Source organism: Roseibium sp. QJM3NY_11 (assembly GCF_056173175.1).
Map to the genome: position 1 here is coordinate 4,952,330 of NZ_CM149660.1, position 11,795 is coordinate 4,964,124.

General features: G+C 61.9%; 10 protein-coding genes. 2 read left to right on the forward strand and 8 right to left on the reverse strand.

Translation table 11 applies throughout. The features are described from left to right. Positions 1 to 3 precede the first annotated feature (3 nt). The 4 genes from AC0VX3_RS22675 to AC0VX3_RS22690 all read right to left on the reverse strand — a co-directional run bounded on the left by AC0VX3_RS22675 (position 4) and on the right by AC0VX3_RS22690 (position 4,329). Complete coding sequence (locus AC0VX3_RS22675; RefSeq protein WP_342890989.1) at positions 4 to 642, reverse strand: GNAT family N-acetyltransferase; 639 nt, start codon at positions 640 to 642, stop codon at positions 4 to 6. Between the two features lie 49 nt (positions 643 to 691). Continuing rightward, the gene (locus AC0VX3_RS22680; RefSeq protein ID WP_342890990.1) at positions 692 to 1,981 is read right to left on the reverse strand and encodes a M16 family metallopeptidase; all 1,290 of its coding nucleotides are present in this window, start codon (positions 1,979 to 1,981) and stop codon (positions 692 to 694) included. Between the two features lie 4 nt (positions 1,982 to 1,985). Then, positions 1,986 to 3,392, reverse strand: a complete 1,407-nt coding sequence (gene thrC / locus AC0VX3_RS22685; RefSeq protein ID WP_475522413.1) for a threonine synthase — start codon at positions 3,390 to 3,392, stop codon at positions 1,986 to 1,988. Between the two features lie 340 nt (positions 3,393 to 3,732). Then, entirely contained in the window at positions 3,733 to 4,329 is a 597-nt protein-coding gene (locus tag AC0VX3_RS22690) for a YqgE/AlgH family protein (RefSeq protein WP_475522414.1), read from the reverse strand. A 197-nt stretch (positions 4,330 to 4,526) separates the two neighbouring features. Between AC0VX3_RS22690 and AC0VX3_RS22695 the strand changes: the two genes are divergently transcribed. Both AC0VX3_RS22695 and AC0VX3_RS22700 read left to right on the forward strand, forming a co-directional pair. Then, complete coding sequence (locus tag AC0VX3_RS22695) at positions 4,527 to 5,351, forward strand: protein-disulfide reductase DsbD domain-containing protein (RefSeq protein ID WP_475522415.1); 825 nt, start codon at positions 4,527 to 4,529, stop codon at positions 5,349 to 5,351. A gap of 105 nt (positions 5,352 to 5,456) precedes the next feature. After that, positions 5,457 to 5,945: a redoxin family protein gene (locus AC0VX3_RS22700; protein ID WP_475522416.1), complete on the forward strand. Its 489-nt coding sequence runs from the start codon at positions 5,457 to 5,459 to the stop codon at positions 5,943 to 5,945. A 73-nt stretch (positions 5,946 to 6,018) separates the two neighbouring features. On the opposite strand, the gene AC0VX3_RS22705 is transcribed toward AC0VX3_RS22700, so the two are convergent. Genes AC0VX3_RS22705 through AC0VX3_RS22720 form a run of 4 tightly spaced genes read right to left on the reverse strand, consistent with a single transcriptional unit; the run spans position 6,019 to position 11,594 of the window. Beyond that, positions 6,019 to 6,834, reverse strand: coding sequence for a ChaN family lipoprotein (locus AC0VX3_RS22705; protein ID WP_475522417.1), 816 nt, complete (start codon positions 6,832 to 6,834; stop codon positions 6,019 to 6,021). Further along, positions 6,831 to 7,514 carry a hypothetical protein gene (locus AC0VX3_RS22710; RefSeq protein WP_475522418.1) on the reverse strand — a complete coding sequence of 228 codons (684 nt, stop codon included), beginning with the start codon at positions 7,512 to 7,514 and terminating at the stop codon, positions 6,831 to 6,833. Before AC0VX3_RS22710 ends, AC0VX3_RS22705 begins: the two co-directional genes overlap by 4 nt. Further along, complete coding sequence (locus tag AC0VX3_RS22715) at positions 7,511 to 9,283, reverse strand: ABC transporter ATP-binding protein/permease (protein WP_475522419.1); 1,773 nt, start codon at positions 9,281 to 9,283, stop codon at positions 7,511 to 7,513. Before AC0VX3_RS22715 ends, AC0VX3_RS22710 begins: the two co-directional genes overlap by 4 nt. A gap of 4 nt (positions 9,284 to 9,287) precedes the next feature. Then, positions 9,288 to 11,594, reverse strand: a complete 2,307-nt coding sequence (locus AC0VX3_RS22720) for a TonB-dependent hemoglobin/transferrin/lactoferrin family receptor (RefSeq protein WP_475522420.1) — start codon at positions 11,592 to 11,594, stop codon at positions 9,288 to 9,290. Between the last annotated feature and the right edge of the window lie 201 nt (positions 11,595 to 11,795).

Genomic DNA, 11,795 nt, shown 5'->3' on the forward strand with positions numbered 1-11,795 from the left:
ATGTCACAAGAATTCTTTCAAGATTCCCTCGACGTTCGGAGCCACTCTGGAAGGCCGCGACGCATGATCCTCCGCCAAACAGGCAAACAGCAGGTGGTCCTGCCAGGAGCCGTTGATCAACAGATAGTTGCGTGCGTAGCCTTCCCTCTGGAATCCGGCTTTTTCGAGTAGGCGGATGGACGGCATGTTCGTTGGCAAACAGGCCGCTTCAATTCGGTGAAGGTTCAGCACGTCGAAACAAAACGGCAAGATCATGGCCACGGCGGCAGACATATGCCCTTTTCCCGCGTGCCGATGGCCCATCCAGTAGCCAAGTGTCGCAGTCTGGCTGACACCTCTGCGGATGTTGCTCAGCGTCATGCCACCCAGAATTTCGTCGGTCCTGGCGTTGAACAGCAGAAAGGAGAGGCTGCGGCCTTCCTTGCGGTCCCTGGCGTAACGGCGCAGGCGGCGGCGAAAGCCGGTCTTGGTCAGATCGTCGGACGGCCAGAGCGGTTCCCAGGGTTTCAGGAATGCGCGGCTTTCGTCCCGCAGACCCGCCCAGGACTTGAAGTCATACATGATCGGCGGACGAAGATAGTATCCGCCAGCCTCGATCAGGAGCTCGGCGTCAGGTGAAGCTCCCGGACGTAGAAGCGCCATGCCCCGCACTCCAGCCTTATATTGCGTTCCGTCGCACGTTCATCAGACCCTACATCGACGCGGCCTGCAAGACCGGCCCCTGCTGCAGCCTTTCTGCAAGCTCGCTCGCGTTCATGATGCCCTCGAGCGGCCCGATCGCCGTCAGGGTCGGTGTCGTGCCGACAAAGGTTTCATGTGCCACCCGCCGGATGTCCGCTGCCGTGACCGCGTCGATCTTTGCGGATATCTCGTCGGGAACGAGCACACGGCCGTGAACGAGAATCTGGCGGGCGATCTGGCCGGCACGCGCCGCCGGGCTTTCCAGGGCCATCATCAGGCCGGCCCGGATCTGGGCGCGCGAGCGTGCCACTTCGTCATCGGTGATCGTGTGCGACGCGGAGACAAGCTCGTCCGCGATCATCGGCATCAATGCGCCGAGATCTTCCTGACTGGTGGCCGCGTGCAGGCCGAACAGGCCCGTGTCGGAAAAGGCCCAGTGGAAACTGTAGATCGCGTAGCAAAGCCCGTGTTTTTCCCGGATTTCCTGGAACAGGCGCGAGGACATGCCTCCGCCGAGAACCGAGGCCAGGATCTGGATCGCGTAATAGTCCTTGGACTTGTAGGGACGTCCCTCGAAGCCGATCAGGATCTGTGCTTCCATCAATTCCTTGGGGCGCAGGGTTTCACCGCCGCCGTAGCGGGCTGCGGGTTCCGGGGCCGCGGGTTCGCTGCTGAAGCCGCCGAATTTTTCGCGTGCCAGGGCGACCAGCGCATCGTGATCGACGGCGCCCGCCGCTGCCAGCACCATGTCGGGGCCGCGGTAGCGTTCCCCCAGATAGGCATTCAGCGCATCCCGGTTGAAGCCCTGCACGGTCTCGGGCGTGCCGAGGATCGGCCGTCCGATGGACTGATCCGGCCATGCCGCTTCCTGGAAGAGATCGAAAGCCTGGTCATCGGGTGAATCGTTGGAAGCGCCGATTTCCTGCAGGATGACATGCTGTTCGCGCGTCAGTTCCTGGGCATCGAAGGTCGAATTCTGCAGGATGTCGGCGAGCAGATCGACCGCCAGCGGCATGTCCTCGGCCAGGATGCGGGCATAATAGTTGGTGTGTTCGATACTGGTGGAGGCATTGAGTTCACCGCCGACCGCCTCGATCTGCTCTGCGATGCAACGCGCCGAACGAGTTTTGGTGCCCTTGAAGGCCATGTGTTCCAGAAGATGGGTGATGCCGTTCTGATGCACGGTCTCCGCCCGCGATCCGGTGCGCACCCACACTCCGAGCGCAGCCGTCTTCAGGTAGGGCATCTGGTCGGTGACGACCGTCATCCCGTTGTCCAGGACCGTTGTTTGTACTTTCATAACCTCACACCCCAGCAGTGACGGCCCGGGCGTGCTCTTCGATAAATCGCTCCACCACACCCTGATCGGCCGCCAGCACCTGCTGACGCTCCTCCGCTGCCATCATGTTTTTTAAGTTCTCCGGCAGTTCCGGCCGAACGCCGGACGCCTTTTCAACCGCATCCGGGAACTTTGCCGGATGTGCTGTTCCCAGTACCACCATGGGCACCGAGCCGTCCTCGTGGGACTTTGCGACATGCACGCCGATCGCGGTGTGCGGATCCAGCAGATAACCTGCCTCTTTCCACGTTTGCGCGATGGTCGCAGCCGTTTCCTCCTCGTTGCAGCGGCCCGCCCCGAACACCGCACGCATGGCCTCCAGCGGGCCGGCCTCGATGGCGAAGCTGCCGGACTGGGCGAGCTGGTCCATCATCCGGCGCACGGCGGTGCCGTCCTTGCCGCAGACTTCAGACAGAAGCCGCTCGAAATTGGAGGAGATCTGGATGTCCATCGACGGCGAAATCGTCGGCGTGACACCGCGTTTTTCATAGCGACCGCTTTCCAGCGTGCGTGCAAGGATGTCGTTGACGTTGGTCGCGACAACCAGCTTTTCGATGGGCAGGCCCATCATCTTCGCGGCATAGCCGGCGAAGATGTCGCCGAAATTACCGGTCGGCACCGTGAAGGAGATCTTGCGCTGCGGCGCGCCGAGCGCGGCCCCGGCTACGAAATAATAGACGATCTGCGCAAGGATACGTGCCCAGTTGATCGAGTTGACCCCGGACAGCGCCACCCGGTCCCGGAAGGCGAAGTGGTTGAACATGCCTTTGACGATCGCCTGGCAATCGTCAAAATCTCCGGTCAGCGCCAGTGCGTGAACATTGTTCTCCGTCGGCGTCGTCATCTGCCGGCGCTGCACGTTGGACACGCGGCCGTCCGGAAACAGAATGAATATGTCGGTCCGCTCACGGCCGCGGAAAGCCTCGATCGCGGCGCCGCCGGTATCGCCCGACGTTGCGCCGACGATGGTCGCCCGCAGTCCCCGTTCGCCCAGAATATGGTCCATCATGCGGCCAAGCAGTTGCATGGCGACATCCTTGAACGCCAGCGTGGGGCCGTGAAAGAGTTCCAGAATGAAGGTGTTCGAGCCGGTCTGGACGAGCGGCGTCACCGCAGGATGCCGGAACCCGGCGTAGGAGTCCGAAATCATCGATTTCAGCACATCCTCGTCAAACGCGTCCCCGACAAACGGGCGGATGACCTGAAAGGCAACATCTTCATAGGGCTTGCCGGCGAAAGAGGCGATGGTCTCGGCGTCGAATTGCGGCCAGGTTTCGGGAAGATAAAGACCGCCGTCGCGTGCCAGTCCCTGAAGCAGAACGTCCGAAAAATCCAGGACCGGAGCTTCCCCACGCGTACTGATGTATTTCACCGCGCAACTTCCCTTGCTGCTGTTCGCCGAAGGACGCTCGACGCCCCTGCCCGTTAAGCCAGTCTCTCAGAGTACTTGAATCCCGGCAGATTTGAAACAAACCATGCCACTCATGCGACTTACGCGCCATAACAATCAAGCGCAAGTCGCTTTTGGTTAAAATGGTGACCGCGGAGACACCAGTCACCCGGCACAACACACCCCGGCCCGGTAGAGCAAACAGCGCGGTTCTGCCGGAAAAAACGCACAAGGCGGGCCGCAATCCCGATTGATTGCTTTGCAATACAGGGATTGAAACCGGTTTCGCTTTCCGAAGTCATTGGTAACGTCGCCCGGCAGTTCAGGCGTGACCGGCTTCCGATAAAAGCATGGCCGGATCGATCCCGAGCGTGCCAAGGGCCCGCTGCCACTTGCCGTCCGAATTGCGGTCGAACAGAATGTCGGGATCGGCCGGCGCGGTCAGCCATCCGTTGGCCTGGATTTCCGTTTCCAGCTGTCCCGGTCCCCAGCCCGCATAGCCAAGCGCCAGCATCGCCTGCGCCGGTCCGCCGCCCTGCGCAAGAGCCCGGAGAATTTCGAGCGTTGCCGTCAGGCAGATGCCGTTGTCGATCGTCAGTGTCGACTGGTTCAGCATGAAATCATCGCTGTGCAGCACGAAGCCGCGTTCCATCTCGACCGGACCGCCCTTGTGCACGTTCATGTCCTGGACCTGAGGCGGCAGCCGGATGGGGTTCTCGTCGTTGACGATGTCCAGCTGGATCAGCAATTCCTCGAGCGAGAGGTGCCGGGCCACCCGGTTCACGACCAGCCCCATGGCCCCCTGGTCGGTGTGAGAGCACAGGTAGATCACGGAATGCTCGAACCGGCTGTCCGCCATGCTCGGCATCGCAATCAGAAACTGTCCTTCGAGGGATTCTGCCGCTTCGGTCTCGACCATGCGTACCTCGTTGCCTGTTGATACCCCTCACCACGGGAAAGCATAGACCCTTTGCCGGTCTTTGTTAATGCCGGTGTTTGTGAATGGCCGTCCGGGCGTCTCCGGGCCGGCCGCCTCACGCGGCCGTCACAAGGTTATGACCCGGCGCGCGCCTCGCGGCGATGACGCCCGGGTGAAACTCGTGTAGCACAGTTGCCATGAAACACCTGTCCGTCGCCTTCGCCCTGCTGCTTTCCCTGGTGCCCGGCCGCGTTCATGCGGCCATGACCGGGTGGACGGAAGTCCATGGCGGCGCCGTCCGTCTGATTGCCTCCGGGCCGATGCAGGACGGCCAGTACCTGACGGGCCTCGAGTTCCTGCTCGAACCCGGCTGGCACACCTACTGGCGCTATCCGGGCGAAGCGGGCATTCCGCCGCAGATCACGACAGAGGCCAGCTCAAACGTGAAAGACCTTGAAGTGCTCTATCCGGTTCCCGAGCGCTACAGCGACGGCTTCTCGCAATCGATCGTCTATCACGACGGGATCGTGCTGCCGGTCCGGGTCGTGCCGGAGGATCCGGAACGCCCGGTCTCCTTGCATGTCGAGGTCTTCTTCGGCATCTGCAAGGACATCTGTGTGCCGGGCGACGCCGCGTTGTCTCTCGACCTGTCACCGCAAGCCGCGACGGACGCGCTTGCGGGCAGGCTCATTCAGAGAGACCTGGAGCGGGTTCCATCGGGTGCGGCGCCGGACGACCTCAGGATCAGCTCTGTCTCGCTGGACGAAACCGGCGGCATGCTCGTGATCGAAGCGCGGACCGGGGACGCATCCGATCCGGATCTCTTCGCCGAGGCTCCGGCAGGATCCTTCATCGCGCTGCCGCAACCCGTGAGCCGGTCCGCCGACAAGACCGTCTGGACACTCTCCACCAAGGGGCTCGCCACGAACGGTGGGGACGACAACACGCTCCGGCTGGTGCTGACCGCCGGTGGCAAGGCAATCGAGCATCTGGAGCCGATTCAGTCAGGTTGGGTGGACTGACCGAACGGGTTCTGACCTGATCCCTCTCGACGTACCTGCCATGACGCTCTATCTGTGCTGCGGGCTGCATGTTTTCCGCAGCAAGAGAGACAAGGGAGAGTTGCAATGACACTCAAGGTTGGGGACCGCCTTCCGGAGGCCACGTTCAACATCATGACCGCGGACGGTCCGGGCGAGATGACCACCAGCGACCTGACAGCCGGCAAGACCGTCGTGTTCTTCGGCGTTCCGGGGGCCTTCACGCCGACCTGTCACATGAACCACCTGCCGGGTTTCGTGGAACATGCAGAAACGCTGAAGAACAAGGGTATCGACACGATCGCCGTGGTCTCCGTGAACGACGTGTTCGTGATGGATGCCTGGAAGAAGGCCACCAATGCCGGCAACGGCATCACCTTTCTCTCCGACACGGCGGCCGGTTTCGTTGACGCGGCCGGTCTCGGCCTCGGACCGGCACCCATTTTCGGCCATCTCCGCTCCCAGCGCTTCGCCCTGATTGCCAAGGACGGCGAAGTGACCTTCCTGGCCGTGGAAGAAACCCCGAGCGAAGCCACCAAGACCGGCGCCGCCGCAATCCTGGAAGTGCTCGGCTGATCTTCTGGACCGACATCGGCAAGATGATTGAAAGGGCCCCGACGGGCCCTTTTGGTTGGCTGGAACGCCCGGCTCAGTCTTCCTCATCCATACAGAACACCGCGTCCGCGAGGCCTTCGCGGGGCGGCTGATGATCGGCGTGCGGCAGCAGGACGACGACGGGCTCGACATTCAGATCGGCAAGCTGAGCAGGCGTTCCGTGCCCGAACTCCAGATGTCCCCGGCCGATGATCCCCGCGACAAGCGGTGGTTCCAAGGCGTTTCTCAAGGCGGCTATCCGGCAGGCAAACGCCCTGTCCCAGACCTGCTGGGCCCGCACGAAACGGTCCATACCCGGGTCCTCCGGCCCTTGCGCCTTGCGGTTGGGCGGTCCGCCGCCGGTCAGCTCGAACAGATATCTGCGATAGGCCGATGTTGCGGCCAGAGCGGGCGTGACACCGTCGCGGTCTTCCTCGTCAATCGCCTCCCATCCGAATTTTCCCACTTCAGTGACAAGAGCACGCCGGCAATTGAGGCCATGCATCGGGATACGGAACTGCCGGCAGAAGCGGAACAGCGGCAAATAGAGTTCGGGCGCGAATCCCCAGACCGTGCCCCATTCCGCCTCGCTCAGGAAACTGTCCTCCTGCCCGAAGTCCCCGGCCACCCAGCGCGCGAGCACCGGGTCGAGCCGTGCGGGAAACATCTCGTAGCCCACGACAAGATCGGGGCGCAGGGCCAACAGGCCGGCCAGAACATGAAGTTGCCAGCGGTGTTGGGCGGCCTTGTCATGCTGCTCTCCCAAAAGGACAACAGAGGCTGCGGCCGCCTTCCTCAAAACGGCCTGATGGGCAAGGGTTGCACCCGTTGCCGGATCGATCCACTGTCCCGTCCGTTGCCCCTGCGTCATCGGTCAAGTCCGATCGACAGGGCGCTCCGGCCTCCGTCCTTCAGGATGCCGTGGTGCCGGCCGTCTTCCTCCGACCAGCCGGACAGGCAGCCCGCCGGCAGATGCAGGTGAAAGTCCTTCAGCAGAATATTGAAGCAGCCGCCCATCGGCTTCATGTCCTCGACCTTGCCGGTCCATTTCTGCGTGACCGCCCCGGTTCGGACCTGCACGGTGACCTCCGGACCACCGACGAGGCCTTCCAGAAACGGACGGGCCGGATCCGTGTCCAGATCAGGATCGGCGTCGCCGGGATTGGGGCGCGGCCGCATGTCGACCGGAACACGATCAAGGCCGGTCAATGGCTTTTCGAATGGCGCCAGTCCCTCCAGGCCCACGACGGAGAAAAGAATGCCGCCGTCGTTTCCGAGAAAATCCAGGCGCGGATAGTGCTTGCCCCGCATCTGCGAGGAGGTGTCGTATTCCACCGACGCCAGCATGGACCGGTCAATATCCATATCGTGACACGATCCGGAGAGACGAATGGTATCGGCCTGCACATCCACCTTGTCGACCTTTCCAAGCCGTTCGTGCAGCAGTCCGTCCGCACGGACGATTACCATCACCCGATCCATCTCGGGCAGGCTCTTCAGGATGTCGGCGGAGGCAGCTTTCAGGAGATGGCGTTTGTCGGTGTCGTTCATGCAGGCGTTCCTGTATCTGGCAATGGGTTGGTGCGGATGGTCCGCCTTTCTTCCCGTGGATCGGGCGCCGGGGAGCCGTGGCCGAGGGACAGCACCTTGAAGGTGCCGAGGGCATCGGGAGGACGATGGGCGGCGCATATGATGATCGCTTCGGGACATTCCCTGCGCAGCAGGGTCAGGACCTCGGCTTCGGCGTTGGCGTCGAGGGCGCTGGTCGCTTCATCCAGAATGAGAACATCCGGACGCGCGAACAGGACCCTGGCAACGGCCAACCGCTGCCGCTCGCCGATGGACAGACCCGCAAAACTTTCTTCCCCCGGCTTATCGAGCGCATCCAGCCGGTGCGAGAGACCGACCTTCACAAGGGCTCCCTCGATCAGGGACCGGTCGAAGGCATTCGGGTCCTCCGGATAGGTCAGCGACTGGGCGAGGCCATCCGGGAACACGCGCGGGACCTGCGGCAGAGCGAGAAGCCTGCCTCCCCGGACCCGGATTTCACCCTGGCCGTAAGGCCAGACCCCCGACAGGGCGGTGAGCAACGTGCTCTTGCCGATACCCGATCGCCCCTTCACCCAAACGGTCTCGCCCGGCCTTGCTTCCAGATCCGGGACAGGGGCCAGGCCCGCGCCTTGCGGCGTGGCGAGCGTCAGGTTCGAGATGCGCAAGCGGCCATCGTCCGACCTGCTCCGCTTGATCGCCCGGGGTGCCTGCGGAACCGGAGACGGATCACGGGTTGCCTGCAGCAGCAAGTCCAGCCGCTCGGCAACCGCGGCGAATTCCGCCAGATCGCGGTAGGAGAATATGAACCAGCTCAGGGTCGTGGCGACCCGGGAGAAGGCCCCGGCGAGCTGCATCAGCCCCCCCAGTGTCAAATTGCCAATGAAGAAGGCCGGCAGCGCCAGGAACGTCGGTATTCGCAAGACTGTCTGCATGTAGGGGCGAACGAACAGGCCGAGCATCAATTCGGCGTTGATCAGGCGGTACCAGTTGCCGCGGATCGCATCGAAGCGTTTCGCAAGCCGGCGTCGCTCGGCATTCTCACCGCCCGCCTGCGCGATCTCGTCGGCGCCTTCGCGCACCTGGATCAACGCATGCCTGAAATCCGCTTCACAGCGTTCCTTTGCGAACACCAGCCCCTTGATCGGCCTGCCCAGCCTGTCGGTTATTATGCTCGACAGGGCGACATACAAAAACGCTGCCCAGACCATGTAGCGGGGGATGACAATGTCCTGGCCCAGAAGACTGAATTCCAGCGGGAAGGAGGACAGGGACCACAACACGGCCACATAGGAGACCAGCGCGACGATGTTCGAGATGAGATCGAGCGTTTCGATCAGCAGACGGTCGATGAACTGACGGCAATCTTCGGCAATTCTCTGATCCGGGTTGTCTATCGGCTGAAGTGCGAAGCCCGGCCGCAAGTGCCAGTAGCTCTTGTTCGCAAGCCAGGCATTTTGCACATGCCCGGTCAGCCTTTGACGCAGGAACAGGAACAAGCGCTTGCGCAGCCAGCTTCCCGCGAGATGAAAGCCTGCGGATGCGGCTGTGAGAACAGCAAAGCTGCCTATTTCGATCAAGGCCAGCGACGCATCCCGGTTTTCCAGGGCATCGAAGAAGCTCTTGTTCCAGGCAATGAACTTCACCGAAACCCAGACCCCGGCGAACTGAAACCCGAGAACGACGGCGTATAGACAAAATGCGTACCAGGACCCGGGCCCCGACACGGAAATCCGTGTCAGGGCGAAGATCCGTATCAGGATTGCGCGCATCCGCTCAGAACTTGACGTTCAGCGAAGCGGTGAAGGTGCGACCCGGGCCCGTCTGAAGTTCCAGCGGGTTCTGCTTGGCGACTGCCGACGAGGGAGAGAGCGTCTTGCCCGCCGCCCCTGCCTCGAAGTAGCGGCTGTCGAAGACGTTCCTGACACCGACATCCAGACTGGCGAGCCTGGTGAACTGCCAGCTTCCGAACAAATCGAGCAGGGCATAGCCTCCCGGCTTGAATCCGTCGTCCCTGCTGGAGACTTCCGTGACCGGTGCCGCAAGCGTGGTGACGGCGGACAGGCTGAGATTGTAGTCCGGAATCAGGTAGTCCAGCCCGAGTACGGCCGTCAAAGGCGGCAATGTGTGAGGTACGGTGTCGGCCTCCTGGTTCGCTTTCTGAACGCCACGCTGCCAGGCCAGGCTGCCGTTCAGTCTCAGGTTGTCGTTGAACTCGTAGGACCCTTCGAGTTCAATTCCCCAGACCTGGACGGAGGACAGGTTGCGATAGGTGTAATCGCTGGTGCCGGGCACATTGTAGAAACTTTGAATGAAGTCGGTGTAGTCGGCGTAGAAACCGGTCACCGCGACATGCCCCTTGTCAATCCGCGCACGGATCCCGGCCTCGTAGTTCTTGACCTGTTCCGGTTCCAGGTCCGGTGCGGGGATCAGATTGAAGAACGTGCTGGGGAGCGAGGTGTAGAGCTGCTGCGCGGTCGGCATCTTGAAGCCTTCGCCATATTTGCCCCAGACCGACCAGGTGTCGTTCACGCGGTAGAGCGCGGACAGGCTCTTGACGAGCGCGATGTCCTCCCGGGTCTGCGGCTCGGAGCCGTCGACGAGCTTGTAGTCCTCGTTCGGACGCGGCTCGATGCGGTAGCTTGCCAGGCGAACGCCGGGCGTGATTTCAAGGCTGTCGCCGAACAGGCCGATCGTGTCCTGAAGATAGACATCGGCGCGGGTGGTGTCGGAGTTCGCGAAGTTGAACCCTCCGGCCCGGGTCTCGGTGGTCGTGCCGGTCGACAGGTCTGTCGTGCGGTCGATGCGCGTATAGTCGATCGTCGTGTAGTCGGCGTCAAAGCCGAAGATCACGTCATGGTTGACGGGGCCGGTGACGAAGGATTTGGACGCCTGGATGTCCAGTTCGAAAAAATCCTCCTCGTAGGTCAGCTCGTCTTCCGTAAGATAAGCGGTTCCAGAAGACGTCACGCCCCATTCGCTGCCGGTGCGGTCGTAATTGTTCGGGGCATAGGCGACCACGGTTTTCAGTTCGTCCAGGAGACCCGCTTCCGGGCTCCAGATATGTTCGATCGCGAACCGACCGCGGTTGAGATCGAGGTCCCGGTCATATCTGTGAATGTCGGCACTCAGGTTCTGGGTGTAGTTGACGCCCGTGATGCGCTTGAGGATATCGGCGGAGGCTTCCAGCCGGTGTTCTGTGGTCGGTTCCCAGACGACCTTTGCCAGACCGCGATAGGCCTGTGTCGTCGTGTCGTCCAGTTTGTCACACGCCAACTGACCCGCGGTAAAATCCCGGGGACAGCCGTAGATCCCGCCATCGGCGCGCGCATTGCTCAGTTCAGGCTCCTCGTCGTACCGGCGCGACAGCGCGATCATCGCCGACAGTTGGTCGGAAAACCGGTAGGCAACGGCACCGGAGGCCGCCGCCGAGTTGGTGAAACTGTCGTAGCCGACACTCCCCTGCCCGCCATAGGTCCGTCCCAGCAGGATATCTTCCGGATCCAGTGTCTCCAGAGCGACCACGCCCCCCAGGGCGTCCGCGCCCCACAGAACGGAAGACGGTCCGCGTATCACCTCGACCTGCTTGACAAAATTGAAGTCCAGATAGTCGCGCGTCCCGTCGGTGATCCGCTCCGGTATCCGAGACCCGTCCGAGAGAATCATGACCCTGTTGCCGCCGACACCACGAATGTTGAACCCGCCGAAGGTGTTGAACGGATCAGTGGCCGTGGTCTGGCGGCCGACGGTCACACCGGGGATGTACCGGGTGAGTTCCTGCATGTCGGAAATACCGAATTTCTCGATCTCCGCACCGTCGACGACGGTGACGTTCGCAGGTATGTCGAGGGTCGAAACGGACTTGCGGCCTGCAACAAGTGTAATCGTGTCCAGCAATGTCCCCTTCGCGCCATCAACGGCAAGCGGGTCGTTTTCGGGGTCAACCTGACTGGTCGTCACTTCCGGTTCGGTTGCCGGAGTAGCATTGACTTGCTGAGCTTGCGTATCAGGTGCAAGGCATAACAGGGCGGAGCCGGCGATGGTCGCCAGCTTGAGGCTTTTCAGCCCCGATTTGTAAGGCATGGATGAGCTCCGTCGTTAGCTCGAAAGGGCTTTCGAACTCGGATCGTCGTGGGGAAGCTTGCTGGAGGCTGGCAGTGAAGAAAGCGCCGCATTGCGCGCGCCGTTAGGGCCCATTTTCGACCCTTTGTAGCCACAATATTTAATATATGAGTTATAGAGTCAAGTATTAAAATTCATTTTTCATCAATGTTATCAGCGCCA